Annotated in this window: 20 protein-coding genes, 1 tRNA gene and 1 pseudogene; 12 read left to right on the plus strand and 10 right to left on the minus strand. The window is 74.1% G+C overall.

Annotation, left to right across the window (positions count from 1 at the left end; all coding sequences use genetic code 11):
• Positions 1–132: 132 nt before the first annotated feature.
• Positions 133–975 carry a formate dehydrogenase accessory sulfurtransferase FdhD gene (gene fdhD / locus ABZZ17_RS21695; RefSeq protein WP_356878009.1) on the minus strand — a complete coding sequence of 281 codons (843 nt, stop codon included), beginning with the start codon at positions 973–975 and terminating at the stop codon, positions 133–135.
• A 206-nt stretch (positions 976–1181) separates the two neighbouring features.
• Between fdhD and ABZZ17_RS21700 the strand changes: the two genes are divergently transcribed.
• Together ABZZ17_RS21700 and ABZZ17_RS21705 are read left to right on the plus strand one after the other, a co-directional pair.
• Positions 1182–2123: a beta-ketoacyl-ACP synthase III gene (locus tag ABZZ17_RS21700; protein ID WP_356877928.1), complete on the plus strand. Its 942-nt coding sequence runs from the start codon at positions 1182–1184 to the stop codon at positions 2121–2123.
• A 204-nt stretch (positions 2124–2327) separates the two neighbouring features.
• Positions 2328–2415, plus strand: a tRNA-Leu gene (locus tag ABZZ17_RS21705).
• A gap of 405 nt (positions 2416–2820) precedes the next feature.
• Here ABZZ17_RS21705 and ABZZ17_RS21710 read toward each other — a convergent pair.
• A pseudogene (locus ABZZ17_RS21710) lies at positions 2821–3540 on the minus strand (IclR family transcriptional regulator C-terminal domain-containing protein); the annotation flags it as partial.
• Positions 3541–4319: 779 nt separating this feature from the next.
• Positions 4320–4922 carry a sigma-70 family RNA polymerase sigma factor gene (locus tag ABZZ17_RS21715; RefSeq protein ID WP_356877929.1) on the minus strand — a complete coding sequence of 201 codons (603 nt, stop codon included), beginning with the start codon at positions 4920–4922 and terminating at the stop codon, positions 4320–4322.
• Between the two features lie 261 nt (positions 4923–5183).
• Here ABZZ17_RS21715 and ABZZ17_RS21720 point away from each other — a divergent pair, with 261 nt between their 5' ends.
• From ABZZ17_RS21720 to ABZZ17_RS21730, 3 genes are all read left to right on the plus strand, one after another.
• Positions 5184–7136, plus strand: coding sequence for a hypothetical protein (locus ABZZ17_RS21720; protein ID WP_356877930.1), 1953 nt, complete (start codon positions 5184–5186; stop codon positions 7134–7136).
• 282 nt (positions 7137–7418) lie between these two features.
• Positions 7419–9134 (plus strand): methionine--tRNA ligase, encoded by a 1716-nt coding sequence (gene metG, locus ABZZ17_RS21725; protein WP_356877931.1) that lies wholly within the window; start codon positions 7419–7421, stop codon positions 9132–9134.
• 143 nt (positions 9135–9277) lie between these two features.
• Positions 9278–10510, plus strand: coding sequence for a glycosyltransferase 87 family protein (locus ABZZ17_RS21730; protein ID WP_356877932.1), 1233 nt, complete (start codon positions 9278–9280; stop codon positions 10508–10510).
• Between the two features lie 33 nt (positions 10511–10543).
• Here the strand turns inward: ABZZ17_RS21730 and ABZZ17_RS21735 are convergent, their stop codons facing one another.
• From ABZZ17_RS21735 to ABZZ17_RS21750, 4 genes are all read right to left on the minus strand, one after another.
• The gene (locus tag ABZZ17_RS21735) at positions 10544–11203 is read right to left on the minus strand and encodes a response regulator transcription factor (protein ID WP_356877933.1); all 660 of its coding nucleotides are present in this window, start codon (positions 11201–11203) and stop codon (positions 10544–10546) included.
• Positions 11191–12513: a sensor domain-containing protein gene (locus ABZZ17_RS21740; RefSeq protein WP_356877934.1), complete on the minus strand. Its 1323-nt coding sequence runs from the start codon at positions 12511–12513 to the stop codon at positions 11191–11193. Before ABZZ17_RS21740 ends, ABZZ17_RS21735 begins: the two co-directional genes overlap by 13 nt.
• Before the next feature lie 134 nt (positions 12514–12647).
• Positions 12648–14120, minus strand: coding sequence for a Na+/H+ antiporter NhaC family protein (locus ABZZ17_RS21745; protein ID WP_356878010.1), 1473 nt, complete (start codon positions 14118–14120; stop codon positions 12648–12650).
• A gap of 53 nt (positions 14121–14173) precedes the next feature.
• Positions 14174–15667, minus strand: coding sequence for a M20/M25/M40 family metallo-hydrolase (locus tag ABZZ17_RS21750; protein ID WP_356877935.1), 1494 nt, complete (start codon positions 15665–15667; stop codon positions 14174–14176).
• Positions 15668–15902: 235 nt separating this feature from the next.
• On the opposite strand from ABZZ17_RS21750, the gene ABZZ17_RS21755 reads away from it, so the two are divergent.
• The 3 genes from ABZZ17_RS21755 (at position 15903) to ABZZ17_RS21765 (ending at position 18482) form a co-directional block, all read left to right on the plus strand.
• Positions 15903–16823, plus strand: a complete 921-nt coding sequence (locus ABZZ17_RS21755; protein WP_356877936.1) for a helix-turn-helix transcriptional regulator — start codon at positions 15903–15905, stop codon at positions 16821–16823.
• A 207-nt stretch (positions 16824–17030) separates the two neighbouring features.
• Positions 17031–17612, plus strand: coding sequence for a hypothetical protein (locus tag ABZZ17_RS21760; protein ID WP_356877937.1), 582 nt, complete (start codon positions 17031–17033; stop codon positions 17610–17612).
• A 93-nt stretch (positions 17613–17705) separates the two neighbouring features.
• Complete coding sequence (locus ABZZ17_RS21765) at positions 17706–18482, plus strand: hypothetical protein (protein ID WP_356877938.1); 777 nt, start codon at positions 17706–17708, stop codon at positions 18480–18482.
• Between the two features lie 55 nt (positions 18483–18537).
• Here the strand turns inward: ABZZ17_RS21765 and ABZZ17_RS21770 are convergent, their stop codons facing one another.
• The 3 genes from ABZZ17_RS21770 to ABZZ17_RS21780 all read right to left on the minus strand — a co-directional run bounded on the left by ABZZ17_RS21770 (position 18538) and on the right by ABZZ17_RS21780 (position 21023).
• A complete protein-coding gene (locus tag ABZZ17_RS21770) occupies positions 18538–19719 on the minus strand; it encodes an MAB_1171c family putative transporter (protein WP_356877939.1) in 1182 nt (393 codons plus the stop codon).
• Between the two features lie 13 nt (positions 19720–19732).
• Complete coding sequence (locus ABZZ17_RS21775) at positions 19733–20290, minus strand: toxin-antitoxin system, toxin component (RefSeq protein WP_356877940.1); 558 nt, start codon at positions 20288–20290, stop codon at positions 19733–19735.
• A 64-nt stretch (positions 20291–20354) separates the two neighbouring features.
• Positions 20355–21023: a helix-turn-helix transcriptional regulator gene (locus ABZZ17_RS21780; protein WP_356877941.1), complete on the minus strand. Its 669-nt coding sequence runs from the start codon at positions 21021–21023 to the stop codon at positions 20355–20357.
• 333 nt (positions 21024–21356) lie between these two features.
• Between ABZZ17_RS21780 and ABZZ17_RS21785 the strand changes: the two genes are divergently transcribed.
• The 4 genes from ABZZ17_RS21785 (at position 21357) to ABZZ17_RS21800 (ending at position 26910) form a co-directional block, all read left to right on the plus strand.
• A complete protein-coding gene (locus ABZZ17_RS21785; RefSeq protein ID WP_356877942.1) occupies positions 21357–22229 on the plus strand; it encodes a helix-turn-helix domain-containing protein in 873 nt (290 codons plus the stop codon).
• A gap of 277 nt (positions 22230–22506) precedes the next feature.
• A complete protein-coding gene (locus ABZZ17_RS21790) occupies positions 22507–23862 on the plus strand; it encodes a 6-phospho-beta-glucosidase (protein WP_356877943.1) in 1356 nt (451 codons plus the stop codon).
• Between the two features lie 36 nt (positions 23863–23898).
• Positions 23899–25995: an MDR family MFS transporter gene (locus ABZZ17_RS21795; protein ID WP_356877944.1), complete on the plus strand. Its 2097-nt coding sequence runs from the start codon at positions 23899–23901 to the stop codon at positions 25993–25995.
• Positions 25996–26247: 252 nt separating this feature from the next.
• Positions 26248–26910, plus strand: a complete 663-nt coding sequence (locus ABZZ17_RS21800) for a GPP34 family phosphoprotein (protein ID WP_356877945.1) — start codon at positions 26248–26250, stop codon at positions 26908–26910.
• Positions 26911–26994: the final 84 nt, after the last annotated feature.

A 26994-nucleotide genomic window follows, 5' to 3' on the forward strand; every position in this document is an offset into this window, starting at 1 on the left:
TACGCGGGCTTCCGCCCGGCGCACCGAGAGCACGCACCAGACGCCGCAGGGCCGCCCTCCGGGCGACGACGGGAGTTTGACGACAGGCCCTAGGGAGGGTCGTCGGAGCCGGGCCGGCTTCGACGACCCTTCCTAGGAAGCCCGTTCCGGCAGGACGATCCGCTGCTCGCCCGCGTACACGTTCATGTCCCGGCCGCGCAGGAAGCCGACCAGGGTCAGCCCCGACTCCACCGCCAGGTCCACCGCCAGCGAGGACGGCGCCGAGACCGCCGCCAGCACGGGTATCCCGGCCATGACCGCCTTCTGCGCCAGCTCGAAGGAGGCCCGGCCCGAGACCAGCAGCACCGCACCGGTCAGCGGCAGGCCGCCCGCCCGCAACGCCCGCCCGACGATCTTGTCGACGGCGTTGTGCCGCCCGACGTCCTCCCGCAGGTCGAGCAGCTCGCCCTGCGCCGAGAACAGCCCGGCCGCGTGCAGCCCGCCGGTCCGGTCGAACACCTTCTGCGCCGCCCGCAGCCGGTCCGGCAGCTCGGACAGGAGCTCCGGGGTGACCCGTACGGGATCGGCGGCGATCCCCGGGAACCGGCTCGCGGTGCGCACCGCGTCCAGGCTGGCCTTCCCGCACAGTCCGCACGAGGAGGTCGTGTAGACGTTCCGTTCCAGCGTGATGTCCGGCAGCGGCACTCCCGCGGCCAGCTGCACGTTGACGACGTTGTAGGTGTTGGAACCGTCCTCGGTGGCGCCCTCGCAGTAGGTGACGGCCCGGACGTCCGCGGTGTGCGCGATCACGCCCTCGCTCACCAGGAATCCCACGGCGAGCGCGAAGTCGTCGCCCGGCGTGCGCATCGTGATGGCCAGCGGTTTCCCGTTCAGCCGGATCTCCAGCGGCTCCTCGGCGACCAGGGTGTCGGGGCGGACCCCCACCACCCCGTCCCGGATCCGGACGACGCGGCGCCGCTCGGTGACCCGTCCCATGGCGATCAGCCCACCCGTTCTGTCCTCGTCGTGCACCTGACGAGGACATTCTCGCGGATCTGCGGCCAACGGCGTCCCCGGCAGGAAGTTGCTCGGAATTCTCCAAACATAGGTGTCGGAATCCTGTCGGGTCACGCGCACCCGTACCCACCGGTAGCAGGCGAAGCTGGGAAATCCTGACTTCCGTACAGAGGGGGACCCCGCCCATGACCGGTTCACGCGTGGTGGCGCTAGGGCACTACCAGCCCGCGAAAGTGCTCACCAACGAGGACCTCGCGGCCATGGTCGACACGAACGACGAGTGGATCCGGTCCCGGGTCGGCATCCGGACCCGGCACGTCGCGGGGCCCGAGGAACCGGTGGACGAGCTGGCCTACCAGGCCGCCGGCAAGGCCCTCGCGAACGCCGGACTGACCCCCGACGACATCGACCTCGTGCTGGTGGCCACCTCCACCGCCATCGACCGCTCGCCCAACATGGCCGCCCGCGTCGCGGCCAAGCTGGGCATGGGCGGCGGCCCGGCCGTCATGGACATCAACGTCGTCTGCTCGGGCTTCACGCACGCCCTGGCCACCGCCGACCACGCGATCCGGGCCGGTTCCGCCACCCGCGCCCTGGTCATCGGCTCCGACAAGATGACCGAGATCACCGACTACAGCGACCGCACCACCTGCGTGCTCACCGGCGACGGCGCCGGCGCGGCCGTGGTCGAGGCCAGCGCGGAGCCGGGCATCGGGCCCGTCCTGTGGGGTTCGGTCCCGGAGATGGGTCACGCCGTCCGCATCGAGGGCACGCCCCCCGTCTTCGCGCAGGAGGGCCAGTCCGTCTACCGCTGGACCACCAGCCAGCTCCCGCCGCTGGCCCGCAAGGTCTGCGAGAAGGCCGGGGTCACCCCCGAGCAGCTGGCCGGCGTCGTCCTCCACCAGGCGAACCTGCGGATCATCGAACCCCTCGCGGCCCGGATCGGCGCCGTCAACGCCGTCGTGGCCCGTGATGTCGTGGACTCCGGCAACACTTCGGCGGCCAGCATCCCGATCGCCCTCTCGAAACTCGTCGAGCGCGGTGAGATCCCCTCCGGCGCCCCCGTCCTGCTGTTCGGCTTCGGCGGCAACCTCTCCTACGCCGGCCAGGTCATCCACTGCCCGTAACGCCGGGCCGCCCGCACCCCCCGGTGCCGGGCCCGTACGTCCTCCCCACCTTGCGAGACGGCCCGTCTCGCAAGAGGGTGTCGCGCATGCGTGCAGGTCAGCGCGGCGTGGCGGAGCGTGGCCGGTCGGATATGTGGTCGGAACCCCGCCGATCCTTTGCTATTGTTGTCCATGTCGCCGCGGGAAACCGGGGCCGACCACCTGGTCCGGGTGGCGGAATGGCAGACGCGCTAGCTTGAGGTGCTAGTGCCCTTTATCGGGCGTGGGGGTTCAAGTCCCCCCTCGGACACCAGCAAGAGCCCCACACATCGTGTGGGGCTCTTCTCGTTGTGCCCGCCCCCCGTCACATGCGCAGGACCACCAGGCCGTCGGGGGACGGAAGGGTGCCCGGGGCGACCTGGGTGAAGGTGCGGGGGAGCGAGAGGCGCGGGCCGTCCGGGTCGGGCGCGTCGAACAGGTACGCCGTCGCCGCCGCGGGGTCGCTGACCAGGTGGGGGCCGTCCGGCGCGCTGCACGTGATGCGGGTCAGCGGGGTGCGGAAGAGCCGGCCGAGGTGGCGCAGCGTCTCCGGGGTCATCCGGGTCGACGCCTGCGCGGCGCCCGCCGCCCCGGGGCCGCCCGGGGCATCGGCCAGAGGAACGGTCAGCGGATCGGCCGGGGCGTCGGCCGGCGGGGGGTCCGGGGGGATCGCGCCGGACAGGAGCAGGGCCAGGAGCACCGGGACGGCCTTGCGCCGCAGCGCCTCCGTCGCGGAGCGCAGTCGGTGGGCGTGGGCGGCGGGCAGGGACAGGGCGAGACTGCCGGCGGCGTCGCCCGTCGCGATCGGGACCGCCGAGCAGACGACCCCGGGGGAGTACTCGCGCAGGTCGAAGACGGGGGCACCCGGTGCGACCGCGTCGAGGGCACTGAACAGGACCCGGCTGTCGGTGATCGTGCGCGGGGTGAGGCGTGCCGGGCGGTGGCGGGCCACGTGGTCGGCGCGGCCGTCGCGGTCGAGCTGCGTCAGCAGGCACTTGCCGACCGCGCTGGCGTGCGCGGCCGCGCGGAAGTCCACCCACTCCCGCACCGGCGGGGTCCCCGGCCCGTCCGCCATCTGCGTGATCCGGACCTCGCCCTCCGCGTACCGGCTCAGGTAGACGGCGGCGCCCGCGCTGTCGCGCGCCAGGGCCAGGGTGCGCTGGAGCTGCCCCGCCAGGCCGTGGCCGCCGGGGGCCGCGAGCCGGTCCAGGGCCGGGCCGCGCCCGTAGACCCCCGCACCCGGGCGGTACGCATACTCCTCCTCGCACAGCATGGCCAGCAGCGGGCCGAGCTCCACCTCGGACAGGCCCGTCTCCCGGCGCAGCCGGCCGACCCGCACGCCCAGCGGATGGCGCTCCAGGACCCGTACGACGGCCAGCGCGCGGTGGGCCTGGGCCATGGCCTCGCCCGTGCCGGCCGGGGTGGACCGCGGGGTCCGGGGGGCGGTCCCCAGCGCGGCCGGCGCCGGCGCGGGTCGGGGCGGGGCGGGCAGCGGGGCCGGCGGCAGGAACGCGGCCAGTACCGCGGTCAGCCCCGGCCTCGGCAGCGGCACCGGGCCCAGGTCGGGATCGTCCAGCTGGTCGACGTAGCGCAGGACGGCGGCCTGGGCGCACAGCCGTACCTCGCGCAGCTCGCGGCGGCCGCTCGGGCGGAAGCCCCGCAGGCACAGCTCGCGCGCCCAGACCCGGGCGTCGTGGTGCTCGCCGCGCCGGGAGTGGTCGAGGAAGAGGCAGTACGCGGCGGGTGCGGTGCGCGCGCCACCGGATCCGGCCGCGAACTGCCACCAGAAGCGGGAGCCCTCGCGCAGTCCGGCGAGGTGCAGCAGGCAGCCGAAGACGACCGCCCCCGGCAGGTCGGCGTGGCCGCCGTCGAGGAAACGGCCGAGGTCGTGCTCCGCGCGCGGGTCGCAGACGACGGCGAGGCAGGCGGCCTTCAGGTCGCGGCGGGCCCGTTCGGCGTCGAGCGGACAGTCCCGGGCGGGATCGCTCCAGCCGAAGGGGCGGCGCCGGGCCCGGCCGCCGGCGGCCGCGGCCACGCCGGGGACGAGCGGGGCGCGCAGCAGCCGGGCCTCGGCCGCGCCGAGGTCGTAGTGCGGATAGCGGTCGCGGACGCCCGCCCGGGCCAGGAACTCGGCCAGCGCGCGCGGGCTGCCGTCGCCGTCACGGCCCTCGGGCGGCCTCATGATTCGGCGGACGCGTCGAGCAGCCGGGCCAGCCGCCGGTGCGCCTGGCCGAGCTGCGAGCGGACCGTGGCCTCGTCGACGCCCATCACGGCGGCGGCCTCTCCGGGGGTGCACTGGAGTCCGTAGCGCAGCATCACGGTGTCCCGCTGCCGCTCCGCGAGCCGGGAGACGGCGGAGTAGAAACGGATGGTGTCGGTCAGTACCTCGTACTGGTCGGCGTGCGCTTCCTTGAGGGCGGCCTCGAAGGCGCTGATGTCCATCGGTTCGGGCCGGCTGCGGCGGGGGTCGCGACGGCGCTGCCAGTCCACGAGACGCTGCTTGAGGACGGTCCAGGCGTACGCGTCGAGGCGGTCCATGTGCAGCATGCGGAGCCACTCGTTCATGATCGAGTCGAAGGCGGCGTCGACGGCGTCCTCGGCGGCCGCGTCGGAGCCGAGCTGAAGGTACGCGAAGCGCATGTACGCCGGCCGCCGGTTCGCGTGGAAGGCCCAGTACGACAGGCGCGCGGTCGGATCCCACTGGCTCATCGGCGTCGGCTGCCGGCGCCGGCTCGGCAGTCCCACGGCCCCACCGGACTCCTCCGGTCCGCCATCGTTCACCGTTCCCCACCTCATCCCCTGGTGCGGGGGCCATCAGATCAGCGCGGGCGCACTCGGAGGGCGCAGAGAAGAAACCTGGAAATATTACGTTCGGTGATGATCGGTTCATGACCGATGTCGACCGGGCAGCGGCCTGGCCAGCGCGTATGCATATGCCGCTGTGTGCGTCTCCCGAGGTGCAACGCGCACGGCGTGTGACCATCCCATGATTCACTCGTTCGTCTGACCGTGGCCACATCACAGCGATTCGGCTCCACCGCCGTGGAACGAGCAGAGGCGGTGCTCGTCGAGCACTACCCCCACCTGATCCGCCTCGCGTACGTCACCCTCCCGGGCTCCATGGGACGGCACTCCCGCGTCCTGCTGGCGCACCGGGCCGTGCAACGGGCCCTGCCCCGCGCGGGCGGCGGCCCCGACCCGGGCGGCCCCGGCGGCCCCGACAGTCCGGGCGGCCCCCTCGGGGGCGTACGCATCCGGGTACTGCGGGCCGCCCTCGCCCCCGCCGGACGGGCACGCGCCCTGTCGGCCCGGATCGGCACGCCACCCGCACCCCCCTTCGTCTGGGGCCTGCGGCTGTGGCCCCCGGCCGGCGGGATCGACGAGGTGGCCCGGCTGCTGGAGGGCGCGCCCGGCGCGGTCCGCGCCGCCTTCGTCCTGCACCGGCTGGACGGACTGCCCGAGGAGGCCGTCGTCCGGCTGCTCGGCGCGGCCGGAGCCGCCGATCCGGCCGACGCGGTGCGCGAAGCCCTGGCCCGGCCCGTCGACGAAACGCTCCTGCGCCCCCTGCGCACGCCGGAGCACGACGCCAGCGTGATCAGCACCCGGCCCACCGACCTGCTGCGCCGCCGCCGCAGGGTCCGCGCCGGGTGGGCCGCCGCCGCGGCGGTGGTGGCCCTGACCGGCGGGCTCCTCGTCGCCGACGGATCCCCGGCCGGAACCCCGGCGACGCCCGCCGCGGGGCCGGTCGCCGCCGGGGTGCTCGACCCCGCGCGGCTGGTCCGGGTCCCCGCCGAGGCCTGGGCCGACACCGCCCGGGTGGACTTCACCGCGTGGCCCGCCCGCGGCGCCCGCACCGCCGACCGGTCCCTCCTGGCCCGAGCGCTCGGCGCCTGGGCGGCCCGGCCCGGCGGCGTCTCCGTCACCGCCGCCCCCGGAACGGCCACCGACCCGCCGGCGCACCCGCCCCAGCTGCTGTACGCCGGGAACGTCCAGGGCGCGGCCGGCGCGGCGGACGGGCGGGCCCCGGCCGACGCGTCCCGGGCCGTGGTGCTGCTCCTCGACGGCGACCGGGTCGTCCGCTACACCGAAGCCGCGGCCGGCCCCCGCGGCCGGACCCTCGACTTCGCCCGCACCGACGAGGCCGGAGTCACCACCGCGGCCGCCCTCGCCCTCGGCCGCCCGGCGGACGGGCGGCCCGCGCGCTACCTCCTGGCCCCCTGGATCGCCCGGGCCGGCACCCGCGACCTGCTCCGCCCCGGGGACGACGCCACCGCGCTGGCCGTCGGCGCCGACGGGGTCACGGCCCCGGCCGCGGTGCCCCGTACCACCGGGGCCTGTGACGCCTGGCCCGTACTCGAACTGACCTCCTCCGCCCGCATCGTGGAGAAGCACTCCTTCGTCCTCGCCGACCTGGGCGCGCCGACGCCCGTCCACCTGACGCACACCCCGCTCCCCGACGGCCCGGGCGCCGTCCCCGCCCGCCAGCCGCGCGAGGCCACCGGCCCGGCCGCCCGTGCCGCCTGGGCGCCCGTCGCCTGCCGGCTGCGGGACCTGCGCGGCGGGGGCGTACGCGCCGTCAACGTCTGGGACTTCGCCGCCTCCGACCTCCCCGACGGCGCCGGGCGGGCGGTGTGGACCTGTACCCGCGCCTCCGGCTGGGCCGGGCCGGGCGACGTCCTGGTCCAGCTGCGCCTGCCCGCCGGACCACCGCAGGACGTGACGCGGGCCCGGTCCACCGCCGCCTGCGGACGCTTCGGCCAGCACCTCCTCGCCGGCACCCGCTGGCGGTCCCCGGCGGGCCGCTGGTACCTCCTCGCCGCCGGGAGCCGCGAGGTCGCGGCCGTCACCGCGACCGGCGCGGTCCGCGCGGAGGCGAACGGCCGCACCCTGACCGCCCCCGCCGGACCCGAGGGCGCCCCGGTCGCCCTGACGGCCCGGCTCGCGAGCGGCGCCCGGATCACCGCCCTCGACGGCGCGGGCGGCGGCCGCGACTGACGGGGGGCCGCGGGCCGGGGCGGCGCACGGCCGGGACGCGCCGCCACGGCGGTGTCCGCGCGCCGGACACCGGTCGGGGGCCTCGTCCGCCGCCTGTAGCATGGGCCCATCGCGAGGGCCGTGACGGAGAGGTCACTGCCCTCGCTTTTGCGTTACTCCACCCCCGCACAAATGCGGCGCGTGCCGTTTGGGCGGTTCGATACGATGAACCGCATCACGATCCGTCACGGCACATCGTCGCCGCATGAATCCGCACGAATGAAATGAATGGAGCATCCGAGGATGGCTCGACACCTGATCACCAGCGCGCTTCCCTACATCAACGGGATCAAGCACCTGGGCAACATGGTCGGGTCGATGCTTCCGGCGGATGTGTACTCCCGGTACCTCCGCCAGCGCGGCCACGACGTCCTGTACATCTGCGCCACCGACGAGCACGGCACCCCCGCCGAACTCGCCGCCAAGGAAGCGGGCGTCTCCGTCGCCGACTTCTGCGCGCAGGCACACGACGCCCAGAAGGCGGTCTACGACGGCTTCCAGCTGTCGTTCGACTACTTCGGCCGCAGCTCCTCCCGGCAGAACGCCGAGATCACCCAGCACTTCGCGCGGAAGCTCCAGGAGAACGGCTTCATCGAGGAGCGGGCGATCCGGCAGGTGTACTCGCCCGCCGACGGCCGCTTCCTGCCGGACCGCTACGTCGAGGGCACCTGTCCGCACTGCGGCTACGACAAGGCCCGCGGCGACCAGTGCGAGAACTGCACCCGCGTCCTGGACCCCACGGACCTGATCGAGCCCCGCTCGGCCATCTCCGGCTCCACCGAGCTGGAGGTCCGCGAGACCAAGCACCTCTTCCTCCTCCAGTCGAAGCTCCAGGTCGAGGTCGAGGCCTGGGTCGCCGAGCACGAGGAGGAGTGGCCGCAGCTGGCGTCCTCCATCGCCCGCAAGTGGCTGACCGAGGGCCTGCACGACCGCGCGATCACCCGTGACCTCGACTGGGGCGTCCCGGTCCCGGCCGACACGTGGCCCGAGCTGGCCGCCGAGGGCAAGGTCTTCTACGTCTGGTTCGACGCCCCGATCGAGTACATCGCCGCCACCAAGGAGTGGGCGGACGCCGAACCGGAGCACCGCGACTACACGTCCTGGTGGTTCGAGGCCGAGGACGTGCGCTACACGCAGTTCATGGCCAAGGACAACGTCCCGTTCCACACGGTGATGTTCCCGGCCACCGAGCTCGGCACCCGCGAGCCGTGGAAGAAGGTCGACTACGTCAAGGCCTTCAACTGGCTGACGTACTACGGCGGCAAGTTCTCCACCTCGCAGAAGCGCGGCGTCTTCACCGACCACGCGCTGGAGATCCTCCCGGCCGACTACTGGCGCTACTTCCTCATCGCCAACGCCCCCGAGTCCGACGACTCGTCCTTCACGTGGGAGCACTTCACCGCCACGGTCAACAAGGACCTCGCCGACACCCTCGGCAACTTCGTCAACCGCGTCCTCTCCTTCTCGCGCAAGCGCTTCGGTGACGACGTCCCCGCGGGCAACGCGGCCGGCGAGGCCGAGACGAAGCTCGGCGAGCAGATCGCCGAGCTGCTGGCCGAGTACGAGGGCCACATGGAGACGCTCCAGTACCGCAAGGCCGCGGCCGCGCTGCGCGCCCTGTGGTCGGCCGGCAACTCCTACCTGGAGGAGAAGGCCCCCTGGCTGGAGATCAAGACCGACCCGGAGGGCGCGGCGCTCACCCTGCGCACCGCGATGAACCTCATCCACCTGTACTCGGTGGTCTCCGAGCCCTTCATCCCGGCCTCGGCGCGCGCCATGCGCTCCGCGTTCTCCCTCGACGGCGACACCGCGACGTGGGTGACGCCGGAGCAGGCGAAGGCGCTGGACGCGGTCCCGGCCGGGACCCCGTTCACCGTGCCGCCGGTGCTCTTCGCGAAGATCACCGAGGAGGACCTGGAGTCCTACCGCGAGCGTTTCGGCGGCAACCCGGAGGCCTGAGGCCCCGTTCGTGACCGCCCGGAGGGGCGCTGCCGTACGCCGGCAGCGCCCCTCCGGCGCGTCCGGGGGTAGGGAAAACCCCACCACGAAGAGTCCACCTGGGCGTGCAGACCGGGAGGGGGCCGCGCGGCTGGAATGGGTCCATGACCCCTTCCCGTACCGCCCGTTGGACCGCGGCCTGGCTGATCGCCGCCGCCTGGGCGTTCTCGTTCCCCCTCGTCTCCTCGCTGGGCCCGCACCGGCTGTGGGGGTGGTGCGCGGGGGCCGGTTACCTCGCCGCCGCCGGTGCCACCGCCTGCGGCCGCCGCCGCGCCGCGCTGGGGGCGGCCCTGACCGGGGCTATCGCCGTACCGCTGCTGTACCTCGTGCTGACGGGACAGGGACAGTCCGAGGTGGGCGTGATCGAACGGTCCGGGCGGCTCCTGCTCACCTCCGGACGGATGTACGTCGACCAGCCCGCCGGGGTCGAGGACTACACCCCCTACCTGCCCGGGATGGCCCTGCTCGGCATCCCCCGCGCCCTGCTGGAAGGCGCCTTCGGCGCGGGCGGGGACTGGGCGGTACGACTGCTGGGCGACGCCCGGATCTGGTGCGCGGCCGCCCTGTTCGGGGGCATGTGGGCCGGCCGCCGGCTCCTCGGCGGCGTCCGCTCGCCGCTGCTGCCGCTGCTGGTGGCCTCTCCGGTGGTGGCCCTGCCCCTGGCGGTGAGCGGGGTGGACCTGCCGCTGGCGGGCCTGTGCTGCCTGGCGCTCGCCGCGGCCGGCTCCGGCCGGCCGGGCCTCTCCGGGGCGGCATTGGCCGCGGCGTGTGCCCTCAAGTGGACCGCGCTGCCCGCGGTGGCGGTGGCGGTCGCGCTGCTCGGCGTCGTCCGGGGCGCACGGGACGCCGTGCGCTGCGCGGCCGTCGCCGCGCTGGGGACGGCCCTGCTGGTGCTGCCGGGGCTGCTGCTCCAGCCGGCGGAGCTGTGGCGGCAGGTGTTCGCCTTCCCCACGGGCCGCGCGGACGTGCCGACCCCGGCGAGCAGCCCGCTGCCCGGGCACCTGCTGGCCGGACTCGGCCCGTGGGGCTGGCACCTGACGGTGGGTCTGCTGGCGGTCGGCGGGCTGGTCGTCGCGGCCTCCCTGGTGGTGCGCCCGCCGCGTACCGTCGTGGCCGCCGCCGACCGGCTCGCCCTCGGGCTGACGCTGGCCTTCCTGCTGGCCCCGGCGGGCCGCTTCGGCTACCTGGCGCTGCCCGTCCTGCTGGTGGCCTGGGCCCGCTCCACGGCCGGCCCGGGGGTCTCCCGCGTCGTGGCCCGCTCCGGGGAGCGCGTCGCCCGCCCGGCGGGGGCCCCGCACCCTTCGGGCGCCCGGCGCGGCTCTCACGACGCGCCGTAGTGCCGTGACCGCGCCCCGGCCGGGCCCGCGCGGCTACGGCTGTCCGGCGCCGCGGAGGTGGGCGAGTACGGCCAGGACCCGGCGGTTGCCCTCGGTGGGGTCCAGCTCCAGCTTCGAGAAGATGCTGCCGGCGTGCTTGACCACCGAGGCCTCGGTGATGAACAGCCGCTCGGCCAGGGCCTGGTTGTTGAGCCCCTCGGCCATCAGCGCCAGCACCTCCCGCTCGCGCGGGGTGAGCCGGCCGAGGGGGCGGTCGCCCGTCGGGGGAGCGAGCAGGACGCGGACCACCTCCGGATCGATGACCGTCTGCCCGGCGTGGACCCGCCCGAGGGCGTCGAGGAACTCGGTGACCTCTCCGACCCGGTCCTTCAGGAGGTAGCCGAGCCCGGCCGCGGGACCCCCGGAGAACAGCTGGGCGGCGTACGCGGTGGCCACGTACTGCGACAGCACCAGCACCGGCAAAGAGGCGTCGCGGGAACGGAGTTCGAGGGCCGCCCGCAGCCCTTCGTCGCGCTGGCCGGGCGGCATGCGCACGTCGGTGACCACCACGTCCGGCCGCTCTGCCGCCACCGCCGCCAGCAGGCCGGGGGCGTCGCCGACGGCCGCCAGGACCCGGTGCCCGCCGAGCGTCAGCAGCTCCGTCAGCCCGGCCCGCAGCAGGACGGAGTCCTCGGCGAGAATCACCCTGAGCACGGGACCTCCACCCTCAGTTCCGTCGGCCCGCCCACCGGACTGGAGACCATCAGCCTGCCCTGCAACATCGCCACCCTGTCCGCGAGACCCGCCAGGCCCGCCCCCGCGCCGGGATCCGCCCCGCCGCGGCCGTCGTCGCTGATGGTGAGGGTGAGCCGGCCGTCCTCGACCCTACCGGCGACGCCGACGCGCGAGGCGCCGCTGTGCTTGGCCGCGTTGGCGAGGGCCTCGGTGACGGTGAAGTAGGCGGTGATCTCCACCGGTTCGGGCAGCCGGGGCACCGGCAGGTCGACGCTCACCGGTACCGGATGGCGCAGCGCCACCTCGGCCACGGCCGCCGCGAGCCCGTGGTCGGTCAGCACCTGCGGGTGGATCCCCCGTACCAGGTCCCGCAGTTGCTCCAGCGCCCGCTTCGCCTCGCCGCGCCCCCGGCTCACGAGCGCGGCGGCGCCGGCCGACCCGGGGACCTTGCGCAGCTCCAGCTCGGCCAGCCCCAGCGTCATGCTGAGCGCGACCAGTTGCTGTTGCGCCCCGTCGTGCAGGTCCCGCTCGATCCGCCGCCGTTCCGCCTCGAAGGCGTCCACCAGGCGGACCCGGGACCGGGTCAGCTCCAGTACCCGGCCGTCCTCCTCGCGGGGGCCCAGCAGCAGCCGGGCGGTCTTCACCTGCGCCCCGGCCAGCAGCGCGCCCGCGTACGCCGACACCGTCAGCCCCGCCAGCCCGACGGCGGTCGCGGCGAGGGCCTCCAGGGGACCGGCGACCGGCCGGCCGGGGATCAGCATCACCGTGTCGGGGGCGATGGCCCACACGATGACGGGCGTGGCCACCAGGATCGCCGAGAACGCCAGCAGCGTCAGAACCCCGAACCCGGCCGCGCCGAAGACCGGCCCCAGCAGGGCGGCGTACCCGAACTCCCGCCAGGTGGCCCGCTCCCGCATCCGCGTCCGCACCCGGGCGGCCACACCGGCCCCGGCGAGCGAGGTGTGCGGATCCGCGACCGGGAGGGGTTCCACCCAGCGCAGCCGGCCCCGCTCCAGCCTCCCGAGCGGCACCGCCCCGGACACGGCCGCGAGCAGCAGCACCAGCCCGATCCCGGCCACGGACAGCAGGATCCCGAGCCCCACGAGCGCCGCGAGGACCATCAGCACCGCGTACCCGAGGACGGCCCCGCTCCCGAGGTACGCCCAGCACCGCCACGGCCACCACGAGCGGAGGAACCGGGCCGGCCGCCGCAGCATCCCCCACACGGCCACGGGGGGTTCGCCGCCCGGTGCGTCGCCGAATTGCTCCGAGGGGGCGGGCCGGGGCATGGGTCTCCTCGCACGGGGCGGCGTCGAACGGCTGTGGGCTGTGGGCTGTGGGCCGTGTCTGTGGTCTGTGGGCGTGGCCGTGGGCCGTGGCCAAGCCTACGTACGACCCGTCCGGGCGGGCGGGTGGCACCCCGTCACATCGCGGCGCCCACCGCCAGGAAGCCGCAGATCAGCACGAACAGGATCGCCAGGAGGGGCCAGACGAAGCGAAGGTACTTGTCGTAGCCGACCTTGGCGAGGGCGACGCCGCCGATCGTGACGGCCGTGGTGGGCACCCACAGGTTCATCCAGCCACTGGCCGCCTGCCAGGCCGTGACCACCACCGCGCGGGAGACGCCCGCGAAGTCGGCGAGCGGCGCCAGGATCGGCATCGCGAGGGTGGCGTGCCCCGACGTGGACGGGATCAAGAAGGCGAGGGGCAGGTTGACCACGAAGACGATCACCGCGAAGAGGCTGGACGGGGCGCCCTCCACCACGCCCTCGATGGAGTGCAGGACGGTGTCGGTGATCTTCGAGTTGTTCATGATGACGGTGACTCCGCGCGCCAGCATGATCACGAGGGCCGGGGACATGAAGTCGGCCGCGCCCTGGATGATCGTCGAACTGAGCCGCGCCTCGCCCATCCGCGCCACCAGGCCCACGAGCACCGCCGCGCACAGGAAGAGCGCGGAGAGCTGCGGGAAGGACCAGTCCAGCTCCCACCCGTACGGGGCGGCGTCCGCCTTGCCGGTGAGGGCGCCGGACCAGGGCACCACCGAGAAGATCATGAAGCCGAAGACCAGGACGAGCAGGACGAGGACGGTCCTGTGCAGGCGCGTCAGTTCGGGTTCCTCGACGGAGTCGGCGCTCGCCTTCTGCATGCGGTCGCCCGGCAGGAACCCGCACAGGGACTTCGCCGGGTCCTTCTGGACGCGCCGCGCGTAGCGGATGACGTAGAGGACCGTGACGGCGGTGAGCACCACCCACATGACGGAGCGCAACAGGATCCCGTCGCCCAGGGAGATGCCGGCCGCCGAGGAGGCCACGCCGGTGGCGAAGGGGTTGACGGTGGAGCAGAGCACCCCGATGCCCGCGCCGAGGATCGCGGTGCCGGCCGCGACGAGCCGGTCGTAGCCCAGGGCCAGCATCATCGGCACCAGCAGGCCGTAGAAACCGAGGGTCTCCTCGGCGAAGCCCTCCACCGTGCCGAGGACGGAGAAGACCACCATCACGGCGGCGATCAGCAGGGCGCCGCGGTCGCGCAGCCGGTGGGCCAGGCGGGCGATGCCCCGGTCGAGGGCGCCGGTGGCGAAGACGACGGTGATGAAGGAGCCGATGGCGAGGACGAACAGGAAGACGCCGGCGCTGCCGTACAGCGCGCCGGTGAAGCTCGGCCCGACCTCGCCGGTGGCGGTGTCCTGGATGCCGTAGAGGCCGTTGACGGGCGCCAGGAAGAGGTCGTTCAGCCGGTCGGTGAAGCTCTGGGTGGAGTCGACGCGGTGGTAGGTGCCGGAGACCGGGACGCCGTCGGCGTCGCGGGTGTACTGCCCGGCCGGGACGAGGAACGCCAGCAGCCAGACCGCCACCGTCACCAGGGCCAGGACGGTCAGGGCGCTGGGGAAGGCCATCCGCCCGGCCGGTGCGGGCGGCTCCTGCTCGGGGGCCGGCGGCGTGGTGGTGGTCACCCGGCGTCCTCCGCCGCCCGGCGGCCCTCCCGCCGGTGGCCGGCGCCCTGGTGGTCCTCGGGCCGGTGATCGGCGAACCGGTGCTCCTCGGGCCGGTCGTCGGCGGCGCCGCCGTCCTCCGGCGGGCGGGCGGCCGTCCGGTGGTCCGCCGCGTACTCCCGTACGAAGGCGGCCAGCGCGATCACCGTGGCTCGCAGCTCCGACAGCAGCACCCGTTCGTTGGGGGCGTGCAGGTTGCACATCCGGTCCTGGGCGCCGAACAGCAGTACCTCGGCCCCGGGCGCCGCCTTCGCGAGGCCGTTCACCAGCGGGATCGAGCCGCCCGTCGCCACGTACGAGGCCTCCGTGCCCCAGGCCTCCTTGAGCGCGGTGAGCGCGGCCCGGTACGCGGGGCCGCCGGTGCGGGCCTCGAAGCCGGGGCCGGTGTCGCCCGGGGTCACCGTGAGCGGGATGCCGAAGGGCTGCTGCGCACGCAGGTGCGCCACCAGCAGCGCGCGGGCCTCCACCGGGTCCTGACGGGGATGGAAGCGGAGGTTCAGCCTGGCCCGGGCGTAGGGGACCACCGCCGAGGCGGCGTGGTCCACGGCCGGCGCGTCCAGGCCGATCACCGTGACGGCGGGGCCGCTCCAGAGCCGTTCGCCGAGCGAGCCGCTGCCGATCAGCGGCAGGTCCTCCGGTACGGCGGCCAGCGCACGGAACTCCTCCTCGGTGTAGCCGGTCCCCTCCCAGGGCTCGCGCCACAGGCCCGGTACGGCGACGTCGCCGTTCGCGTCGTGCAGGGTCCCCAGGGCCCTGATCAGGACCAGCAGGGCGTCGGGGGCCGCGCCGCCGAACTCCCCGCTGTGGCGGGGCGCGTCGAGGGTGCGGACCTCGACGGTCACCTCGCAGGCGCCGCGCAGGCCCGTCGTCAGGGTTGGGGTGCCGGGGCGCAGGTTGCCGAGGTCGGCGATGACCATGGCGTCGCAGGCGAAGCGCCCCGGGTCGGAGGGCGGGTAGTCGTCGAAGGCACTGCCGTACTCCTCCTGGCCCTCGATGACGATCTTCAGGCCTACCGGGGGGCGGCCGCCGTAGAGCCGGAGCATGCCGATGTGCGCGATCACGTTCGCCTTGTCGTCGGCGATGCCGCGGGCCCGCAGGCCGCCCGGTACGGGGGTCGGCTCGAAGGGCGGCGAGAGCCACAGGTGGGGGGCGCCGGCGGGCTGGACGTCGTAGTGCCCGTAGAGCAGGACGGTGGGGGCCGCCGGGTCCGGCGGCGGGACCTCGCCGTAGACCACCGGGGCGGTACCGGGGAGGTCGATGCGCTCGACGGTGGTGACACCGGCCTCGCGCAGGAGGGAGACGACCAGGTCGTGGGCCTCCTCGACCGGTTCCGACGGGTATCCGGGGAAGGCGACCGAGGGGATCGCCGCGAGCCGTTCCAGATCGGCCCGCAGACCGTCCATGAGGGCGTCCGTCCTCGCCGCGAGGGCGTCCTGACCGTCTGCTTCCACCCGCCACCGTCCCTCTGGTGCCCGTCCGGTCCCCGCTGAGCTGCGGATTCGCTCCTCCGATCATGGGCGGGGCGGCCGGGGGCGGCGTGACGGAATGAGCCAGGAGGGTGAAGGGGGGAGGATGAGGGGGATAGTCGTAAGAGGGCGCGCCCGCCGGTCCCGGACCGGCCGGTACCCATCACCGGACGTGCGTAGGATCCGGTGCCCATCACCGGACGTGCATAGGATCTCGGACATGAACCGGACAGGGCCCAAGGCGGAACTCGGCGACTTCCTGCGGTCCCGCCGTGCGCGGATCCGCCCCGAGGACACCGGGGTGGCCTCCTTCGGCGGCCGCCGCCGGGTGCCCGGCCTGCGCCGGGAGGAGCTGGCGCAGCTCGCCGGCGTCAGCGTCGACTACTACACCCGGTTCGAGCAGGGCCGCGCCGAGAACGTCTCCGAGGCCGTCCTGGGCGCCGTGGCCACCGCCCTGCGGCTGGACGCCGCGGAGCGGGACCACCTGACCCGGCTGGTGCGCAACGCCGGCCGGGGCGCCCCGTCGGCGGCGGCCGCCGGGGCCGCCGCCCCCGAGGACGTGCAGGAGGTCCGTCCGGGTCTGCGCAGGCTGCTGGAGTCGATGCCCGACACCCCCGCCTTCGTCCTGGGCCGGCGGACCGACGTCCTCGCCTGGAACCCGCTCTTCGCGACCCTGGTGACCGACTTCGCCGCGCTGCCGCCGGAGCGCCGGAACAAGGCCTGGCTGGTCTTCCTGCACCCCGAGGTGCGCGGCCGGTTCGTCAACTGGGAGACCAAGGCGCGGGACCTGGTCGCCTACCTCCGCTACGACCTCGCGCGCCATCCGCACGACGCCCGCTTCGCCGCGCTCATCGAGGAACTGGGCGACCGCAGCCCGGAGTTCGGTCCGCTGTGGCAGGCCCAGGAAGTCGCCGAGAAGACCCACGGCGGCTATCACCTGCGGCACCCGCTGGTCGGCGAGTTCACCCTCGCGTACGAGAGCCTCAGCCTCCCGGACGATCCCGACCAGACGCTGATCACCTACACGGCGGAGGCCGGTTCCCCCTCCGAGGCGGCGCTGCGCATCCTGGCGGGCACGGCCTCGGCCGCTCCGGGGAGCCCTGCCCGGCCGCCGGGCACGACCAGCGACAGCCGCGCGTAGCTCCGGCCGCGCGGCGCGCCCCGCACCCGGCCGAGTGCCGGGCCCCGGGCCCGGGCGCGGCTCCCGCGGACGGTGTCCGCCCCGGGCCGGGGACCCGGAAGGGGTTTCGGACAAAGATCTTGACCTGTCTGCCGCGTGTCGAACCCGTCCCTTGATCGTTTCTTCAGCCGTAACCCTCATATCGGCTGCCGAATCGGGAGGACCGCGGTGACGGCTTGGCAGTACTTCGCCGGGGCGGGTCTGGTGGCGGTGCTCTGCCCCCTGCACGGCCACGTGGCCGTGGCGGGCGACGGCCACGGCCACGGGGCCCGCGTGGACGTGTGCGTGCCCGGCGGAACGCCTCGGCCCCCCTCGGTCCCGCCGCGGCCCGTCGAGCCGCCCCGGGCGCGGCCCCCGGCGCCGTCCCCGGTGCCGCCTTCGCCCCGGGTCACGGTGTCCCCGGCGGGGCGGCCCACCGTGCACCACCCCGGGCGGGCTCCCGGCCTTCCCGGAGCTCCCGCCCTGCCGGGGCCCGACGCCCCGGTGCCGGGGGACGATCCGAAGCCCGGCCAGGCTCCGCCGGAGGCCGTCGGGCCGTCGGAGCAGGCGTCGGCCGATGCTTCCGCCCCGCCCCGGCCCAGAGCCGCCGCCGCGCCCGCCAGGGCCTTCCACATGCGCCCGTACCACTCGGCGGCCTTGGAGCGGCGCGGCCCGGACGGCCTCGGGACCATGATGCTCATGGCCGTCGTCACCACCCCCGCCGTGCTCGCGGCCGCCGCGCTGCGCCCCCGCTCCAAGAGCCGCGCCTAGCGGCCCCCGGCCCCGCCCGAAAGCCGCGCCCAGCGGCCTCCGGCCCCGCCCGCCCCTCGTCGTACCACCGCACCCACGAACGGGAGATTTCTCGTGTCCGAATGGCTGGTCCTGGCCATCGCCATGGCGCTCGTCTGCGCCGTCGTCCTCGCCATCACCACGATCCGGCACCGCCGGGCCGCGGCCGACGAGGACACCAGCGAAACCCCAGACGTGATCGAGTACATGACGATGATGGTCGGGGTGGTCTACGCGATCGTGCTGGGCCTGGCCATCGCGGGAGTCTGGGAGGCGCGCGGCGCCGCCGAGGACAGCGTGCGCCGCGAGGCCCAGTCCCTGTACGAGGTCACCCAGCGCGCCGACGTCTACCCGGCCGCCGTCCGCGACCGGATCCGCGGGGAGGTGGACGCGTACGTCTCCCACACCGTCGACGTGGACTGGCCGCTGCTGACCTCCGGCGAGGCGGCCTCGCCCGAAGGCGCCCGGCTCCTCGGCAAGCTGCGCGGCGACGTCACCCACCAGAGCCCGGCCACCGAGCTCCAGGCGCAGGCCTACCAGCCGCTGCTCGACCACATCGCCACCGCCGACGACGCCCGGCACTCCCGCACCCAGAGCTCCGGGTCCACCCTGCCGGGGGTGGTGTGGGTCGGCCTGGTGGTGGGCGGCGTCGTCACGATCGGGCTGATCTTCACGCTGCAGATCCGCCGCTCCGGGCGCGAGCTGCTGCTGGCCGGCCTGTTCAGCGCGCTGATCGTGTTCCTGCTGTTCATGGTGTGGAGCTTCGACGCGCCGTACGGGCGGGACGGCATCGATTCCGCCGGCCCCTTCCAGGACCTGTTCCCGGCGGTGTCGGTGACGGCGTCCCGCTGAGCCGCGTCCCGGCCGGGCCGCCGTCCCCGGCCGGGGGCCCGCCCGCGCGGCGGGATCAGCCGCCCGGGACGGCCGCGTGCCGCCGGGCGGCAGCCACCAGCGGAGAATGCCGCAGGGCGTGCGAGATCCGGACGAGGTCGCGCGGCCCGTCGGCCATGATGAGCACTTGCCCCGCGTCCGCGTCGTCGTCCCCCGGACCGCCGGGTTCGGCGGCGCAGGCCCGGACGGCGGCCGCCACCATCGCCGCGTCGGCGATCGCGCGGGCCGTCACCTCGTCCGCGCCCTCCGCCAGGGCCCGCTCGTAGACCTCCTCGCGCCGCCGGCGGTCGAAGCAGGGGCCGAGCCGCAGGAACCCGTCGTGGATGTCCGACTCCCGCTGGATGACCCGGATCTCGGCCGGCGACCACCAGGACATCCGCACCGAGGGAGTACCGCTGGGCGCGGTGCTCTGCACCTCGTGCCACAGCGCGCCGAGCCGCCGGTACGTCGCCCAGGTCTGCCAGTGGTCGGACGCCCGCTGGCACACCAGCGGTATCACGAAGCCCACCGCGCTGACCAGTGCCCCGGCGGAGGCGAGCGGCGGGGCGGCGTAGGTGCTCAGGTCGTCCAGGTTGTTGCCGGTCCAGCGGGCGATGACCGCCGCGAACTTGGTGGCGTCGTAGGTGAGGCTGAAGGCGTACCCCGACACGATGGTCACGAGCCCGGTCCGCAGCCAGCCGCGGACCTGGAGGGACCAGCGCCAGCACATCGCGACCATCGTCATGGCGGCCACGTTGTGGGCCAGCAGGTAGAAGGCGATCATCACGCGGATGTACGGGGTGTTCGCGTAGTGCGTGTCGAAGTCGCGCAGCCGCTGTTCCGGCACGTCGCCGAGCAGGAACAGCACGATGATCGCCACGATCACGACGGAGTAGCCCGCGATCCAGCGCTGCGAGGTGGTCCGGATCTCCTCCGCGGGGCCGCCGCGCCAGTTGAACACCAGGACCAGGCAGGAGGCGCTGAAGGCGGTCATCAGGCAGTACACGAGCGGGGCGGAGAGGTTGGGGATCCCGGTCCAGCGGTTGACGGCCTCGATGGTGGGCGGGGCGGCGAAGGTGAAGACCGAACCGGCGAGGATGAGCAGGACGCAGACCGACCGCAGGAGCGGATCGCGCCAGTTGCTGCGCAGGGCCGGCAGCTTGAAGACGAGGGAGATCGCCATCGCGGCTGCCGGGATGTAGTAGTCCTGCCCCTTCAACGGTGGTTCCTGTTCAACGTTCTTTCCTGTGCCCCCGGTAGCCGAGCGAGGTCTCGATCCGACCTGCCAGTTCGTCGCGTTGCGCCGGGGCCCGGTGCCCGGCGGAACCGGCGAGCCAGGTGCGGCACCTGCTGCCCAGCAGTAAGCCGAAGGTCTCCGCCTCGGTCTCCTCCTGCACGTCGGCGCGGGTGCGCGCGGCGAAGCGGCGGACCGTCTCGCCGAGGTCGGCCTCGTCGGTGAGCAGGCGGGCGGCGACGGCCGCGCCGTCGACGTGGTGGCTGCAGTGTCCGGCCTTCATGTGCCACAGCTCGTGGCCGAGGATCACCAGCTGGTGGTCCGGAGCCGTGCGTTCCTCGATGACCACCAGATCGCGGTCCGCCATGTCGAGCCACAGGCCGCTGGCCGTGCCCTGCGGGAACGCAGCCATACGGAAGTCCACCCGGCGGCCTCGGTGCTTGCTCATGCCCTCGCAGAGGGCGGCGTAGAGGTCCACGGGTTCCACGGGCGCGGTCAGCCTGATACCGGCCACCAGTTCCGTGCACAACCGCCGCTGCGCTCTGCCTATGCTCACCGTTCTCCCCGTCGGCGCGGATCCGGATCAGGATTCAAGGATCAGATCCAGACTTTCGACTGGGTCATGATTCGTTCGGTTTGACACTTTCGAGAAGCATGTCCAGCCATTCGGTCACCTTGTCCCGGTGCTTGTCGCTGGGCAGTTGGGCGGCGCGCCAGGCGATGCCCCGTACACCGTGGTTCTGCAGGAGTCTTGCCAGCGGATCGCCCGCCGAAGCGGCTTCCGCCGGTACGGTTTGCCGCTCGCGCCCCGCGAAGTCCTGGAGCAGCTGCTGCTCGGTGCGCTGGAGGGCGTCGGTGAGGGCGTCGGCGTCGTGGGCGGTGAGGAAGCCCGCGTGCACCCCGAAGAAGCGCTGGATCGCGTCACAGTGCTCCATCGTGGGCCGCCGGTCGCCGTTGATCAGGGCGCCGGCCTGCTGCCGGGACATTCCGGCGCCGTCCGCGATCTCCTGCTGCGTGTAGCGGCGGCCGTTGGGTTTGACCCGGGTGCGCCGGAGCAGGTCGAGGCGCTGGAGGAACCGGGCCTGCAGGTCGGGTTCGCCGGCCCGGCGGCCGTCGAGGAGGGTCCGCACCACGTCCGTGGGGACCCCGGAGGCGTCCGAGAGGCGGCGGAGGTCGAAGACCTGGTTCACGTCGCGGCCCATTTTGTTCGCGAGTTCGGCGACCCGCGTGACGGTCGCTGCGAGGGGCGCGTTGGCCACCGCGACGGGAGCCGGGAAGCCGTCTGTCACCAGTGGTTCTCCTAGATCGCGCGAGGTCAGTGGGCACGTGTCGGCCTCAGGGAATCTATCCGGTCTGCCTCGGGAGAGCTAGAACTTGCCACAGCTGTGGCGGGAATGAGCTGTCGCCGGGCTGGAATTGCCACAATAGTTGACACTCGAATGAAGTCGGTAGCAGGATCGCCACACGGAAATGAAGATCCAGACCGTGAGGAGGGGGAGCTCTCGGTGCCACATCTCGCAGCGGTGGGCCCGTCCGATGGCCTCGTCCGAGCCGGTGAGGAGCGCCTGGCGGGCGAAGAGTCCGCCCGTGGCGCAGTGCGGTCGGAACGGCGCAAGGAGATTTTGCGCCAGCGTCGTGAAGAACTGGGGCTGAGCCAGGAGGACATCGCGTCACGCCTGCGCATCAGCGTGCGCGCCTACGGGAACTGGGAACGCGGGCTCGTCAAGGAATGGACGGACCGCAAGCTCCTCGCGCTGGCCGAGGCCCTGGAGATGAGCGAGCGGCAGTGCTTCTGGCTCTTCCGGGTCATGGTCGACCGGGACCCGCCGCCCACCTGGCGCGCGGCCGAGGAGAGCCGGCTGCCCCAGGACCCGGCCCAGCGCGACTACCTGGTCGACTACGCGGCCCTGATGGAGGCCGTGCCCTACCCGAGTTTCCTGGTGGACCACCGATGGGACGTGGCCCTCACCAACTCGGCCTTCGACCGGCTCTTCCAGTCGGTGCGCCCGCACCCGACGGCCCTGCCGGACGACAACTTCCTGCGCTTCGTGCTGTTCCACCCGGACGCCGCGGCGGTACTGGAGGACCACGAACCGGCCTGGTGCGTTCCGCTGCTGGCCCAGTTCGCGACCGCCCTGGCCGCGGCGCCCGAGGACGAGGGGCTGCGGAGCATCCGTCAGGAGGTGGCCCGCGACCCGTTCATGGAGGCGGCCTACCGGTACGGGGTCCCGCACTGGCTGAGCACCCACGGGGAAGCGGCGGCCGAACAGGACGGAGCGGTGCGGACCGTGCGCCACCCCGACCCCGGCTGGGGCGTGGTGCGGTGCCGCATGGTGGCGGAATCCAGCCGCATGCTGGAGGCGATGGGTCTCACCCGCGTCACCCTCGTGCTCTCGACCCCGCAGGGTCTGCCCTCGGGCCCCGTGCGCGGCGGGGGCGGGATCCCGCAGCAGCAGGGGGCGCGGCTGCGCGCCGTGCCGTCGCTGGACGACTGACCGTCCGGGGCCACGGGGTCCCGGCCGTGTGCCGCGGCGGGGTGCCCGCCGCGTGGATGCCACGATCCGTGCCACGATCCGCGTCACGCGCGGATGCCACGGACCGTGGCATCGTTCGCGTCCGGCCCCGGGCGCGGGCCGCGCGGCGGCTGGAGCACCGGTCGGGGCGCGGCTCGTGGCGCGGGGCGGCGGCGTAGGGTCGCGGAAGCGGCCCCGGCACGGGTCGCCCGGCGGTGACGGCGCTGACGGCGGAGACGGCGAAAAGGCGGTAAGAGGCGTGCGGTTGACCATCCTCGGCGGGGGCGGATTCCGCGTCCCGCTCGTCTACGGAGCACTCCTCGGGGACCACGCCGAGGGCCGGGTGTCCCACGTGACCCTCTACGACGAGGATCCCGGCCGGCTCACCGCCATGGCCCGGGTGCTCGCCGGCCAGGCGGCCGCCGCCGGGGTCCCGGACGCCCCGGCCGTCACCGCCACCGCGGACCTGGACGAGGCGCTGCGCGGAGCCGACTTCGTCTTCTCCGCGATCCGCGTCGGCGGCCTGGAGGGGCGGGCGGCGGACGAGCGGGTGGCCCTGGCCGAAGGGGTGCTGGGCCAGGAGACGGTCGGCGCGGGCGGGGTCGCGTACGGGCTGCGGACCGTGCCGGTGGCCCGGGAGCTCGCGCGCAGGATCGCCCGTACGGCCCCGGAGGCCTGGGTCATCAACTTCACCAACCCCGCCGGCGTGGTCACCGAGGCGATGGCGGAGGAACTGGGCGACCGGGTCATCGGCATCTGCGACTCGCCCGTCGGGCTCGGCCGCCGGATCGCCCGGCTGCTCGGCGCCCGGCCGCAGGACGCCTGGATCGACTACGTAGGCCTCAACCACCTCGGCTGGGTGCGCGGCCTGCGCGTCGCCGGCCGGGACGAACTGCCCCGGCTGCTCGCCGACACCGAGGCGCTGGAGTCCTTCGAGGAGGGCCGGCTGTTCGGGGCGGAATGGCTGCGCTCGCTGGGGGCGGTCCCGAACGAGTACCTGCACTACTACTACTTCAACCGTGACACCGTACGGGCTTACCAGGAGGCCAAGCAGACCCGCGGAGCCTTCCTGCGCGACCAGCAGCGCGGCTTCTACGCCGAGGCCGGCCGCCCGGGAGCGCCCGCCGCAGCGGCCCTGGCCGCCTGGGACCGGACGCGGGCCGAGCGGGAGGCCACGTACATGGCGGAGAACCGGGAGGCGGCCGGCGTCGGCGAGCGCGACGAGAGCGACCTGGAGTCCGGCGGCTACGAGAAGGTCGCCCTCGCCCTGATGCGGGCCATTGCCCGGGACGAGCGGACCACCCTGATCCTCAACGTCCGCAACCGGGGCACCCTCTCCGTCCTCGACGCGGAAGCGGTCATCGAGGTGCCCTGCCTCGTCGACGCGAACGGCGCCCACCCGGTGGCCGTGGACCCCCTGCCGCTGCACGCCGTGGGCCTGGTGACCTCGGTCAAGGCGGTGGAGCGCGAGGTGCTGGCGGCCGCGGAGAGCGGATCGCGGGCCGACGCGGTGAAGGCCTTCGCCCTGCACCCGCTGGTGGATTCCGTGAGCGTGGCCAGAAGGCTGCTCGACGGCTACGCGGCGGAGCACCCGGGGCTCGCCTACCTGCGCTGATCCCGCGCCGGGCTCACCCGTACGGCCTCGTGCCGCATGCGGGGTGGCGGGGGCGCTGTGAGAGTGCGAGATGTGACCACAGCCCCCGCCACGGCCGCCGCGCCCCCCGTGCTCGACCGGCGGCGGCGCAACGTCGTCTTCGGCACGATCATGCTGGGCGTGCTGCTGGCCGCACTCGACCAGACCATCGTGGGCACGGCCCTGCCCACCATCGTGGCGGACCTCGGCGGCGCCGCGCACATGTCGTGGGTGGTCACCGCCTACCTCCTCGCGGAGACCGTCGCGACGGTGCTGGTCGGCAAGTTCGGAGACCTCTTCGGCCGCAAGCTCATCTTCCAGATCTCCGCGGTCGTGTTCATCACCGGCTCCTTCCTCTGCGGTCTGGCCGGCAACATGACCATGCTCATCCTCTGGCGGGGCCTCCAGGGCATCGGCGCGGGCGGGCTCATGGTCACCGCGATGGCACTGATCGCCGACGTGGTGCCGCTGCGCGAACGGGGCAAGTACCAGGGCGCGATCGGCGCCGTCTTCGGCGTGGCGACCGTCATCGGCCCGCTGCTCGGCGGGCTGTTCACGGACCACCTGACCTGGCGCTGGTGCTTCTACGTCAACGTCCCGATCGCGATCCTGGTCGTCGTGGCCGCCGCCCGGACCATCCCGTCGGTACGGGTCGCCGGGCGGCCGGTGATCGACTACCTCGGCATCGCGCTCGTGTCCGTCGGCGCGAGCGCGCTGATCCTGGGCACGAGCTGGGGCGGGAACGAGTACGCCTGGAACTCCGGTGTGATCATCGCCCTGTTCGTGGGCGGCGCCCTGGCCCTGGCCCTGTTCTGCCGGGTGGAGGTCCGGGCCGCCGAACCGATGCTGCCGATGCGGCTCTTCCGCAATCCCGTCTTCGCGGTCTGCTCGGTGCTCAGCTTCGTCGTGGGCTTCGCCATGCTCGGCGCGATGACCTTCCTGCCCACCTACCTCCAGTTCGTGGACGGGGACTCGGCCACCGTCTCCGGCGTCCGGACCCTGCCGCTGGTCGTCGGCCTGCTGATCGCGTCCGTCTTCAGCGGCAACGTCACCAGCAAGACCGGTCGCTACCGCGTCTTCCCGATCGTCGGCTCCGCGGTGATGGGCTGCGGGCTGTACCTGCTGTCGACGATGGGGCCCGGCACCGGTACCTGGCTGGAATCGCTGTACATGTTCGTACTCGGCGTCGGCATCGGCCTGAGCATGCAGGTCCTGACGATCGCCGTGCAGAACACCGTGGACTACGCCGACCTCGGCACGGCCACCTCCGGCGTCACCTTCTTCCGTACGCTCGGCAGCGCCTTCGGGACCGCCGTCTTCGGCACCATCTACGCCAACACCCTGGAACCCGCGCTGCGGCGCGCCGTCGCGGAGGCCGCACGGGAGACCGGCACCGACCCGGTACGGCTGGGCGCCGCCGCCCAGAGCCCCCAAGGGGTCCACGGTCTCGACCCGGCCCAGGCGGAACCCGTCATCGCCGCCTACGCCGAGGCCCTGCACACGGTGTTCCTGTGGACCGTGCCGGTGGCCGCCGTCGGCTTCGTCGTCGCCCTGTTCCTGAAGCAGGTCCACCTGCGCGACAGCGCCCGCGCCGGGTCCACCGACATGGGCGACGGCTTCGCCTCCCCGGCCACGGCCTCGGGGGATTCGGCCAAACTGCTGGAGCTGGCGGTCGGCAAACTGGTGCGCACCATGGGCGCCGACACGGCCCGCGCGATCGTGAACTCCTCCGACACCCGGCTCGACATGGCGGGGGCGTGGACGGTCATGCAGGTCGACCTGATGACCCGGACCGTCGGCCACGCGAGCATCGGCCTGATCGCGGGGCGGCGTTCCCTGCCGCCCGAGGTCCTGCTCCCGGTCTTCGACCGCATGGTGGAGGAGGGCTTCCTCACCCACGAGGGCACCTTCTTCTCCCTCACCCCGGCCGGGGCGAGGGAGGCCGGCGTCATCTCGGCGGCGTGGGCGGCCTGGCTCGGCGACCAGCTGGAGAAGGACCGGGGCCGGCCGCGGAGCGCCGAACTGCGGGCGGCGGCCGACGCGATCGCCAAGCGGCTGCTCGCGGAAGACCTGGGCGACGGCAACTTCGCGCCACGCGCGGTACCGCGGGGGTGACCGGGCGGAACTCCGGGGGAACTCCGGGGGGCCGCCGGACGTCTTCGGGGGAGAAGCGCGAGGGCGGAACACGCCGGAGCGAGGACGCCGGAGCGAACACTCCGGAGCGAGGACGCCGGAACGGAACAACGGGGCGCGGGGCACTGGGGCCGGGGCAGCCGGGGACGGGGCACCGCAGACGGGCACCGCAGACGGGGCACCGGGGCCGGGACACCGTGCCGGGTCACACGAACGAACGACGGGGGACCGGGCATGACGATCACACTGGCCGAGGAGATCATGCTGCTGTCCCTGGACGACGAGTCCGGGGCGGCGAAGCAGCGGCAGGCGGCGGGCTGGGCCGTGGCGGGCGGGATCCTGCTCGAACTGGTCATGGCGGAACGGGTGTCGGTGACGGGCAAGTACCTCCAGCTCGTCGACCCCACCCCCACGGGCGAACCGCTGCTGGACGGCCGCATCCTGCTGATCGGCACCTGGCTGCGGGGCCGGGACAAGCGCCGGGTGACGGACTGGCTGACCAAGGACCACACGAAGGCCGTCGCCGCCGCCCTGGAGAGCCTGGGCGCGCGCGGGCTGGTCGGCACGGAGGTCCGCAAGGTCCTCGGCGTGTTCCCGCAGCGCCGCTACCCCGAGACCGACGGCTCCGTGGAGCGCGCCCTGCGGGACCGGCTCGAGGCCGCCGTGCTGCGGGACGCCGAGCCGGACGAGCGGACGGCGGGCCTCATCTCGCTGCTCCACTCGGCCAAGCTGCACCGGCTGGCGTTCCCGGAGCTGGCGCGCAAGACGGTGGCCCCGAGGATGGCGGAGATAGCCGCGGGCCAGTGGGCGGCCGAGAGCGTCCGGGTGGCCATCCGCGACATGCAGGCGGCGATGGCGGCGGCCACGGTGATCACGCTCGCCGCAGCTGCCGGCTGACCTGCTGACCCGGTTGACCTGCTGACCCGGTTGACCGCTGTCCGGCGGGCACGGTGGTCGCGGTCGACTCGGTGGCCGGCCGGC

Origin of the sequence: Streptomyces sp. NPDC006512, assembly GCF_040611935.1 — a bacterium.
GTDB lineage: Bacteria > Actinomycetota > Actinomycetes > Streptomycetales > Streptomycetaceae > Streptomyces.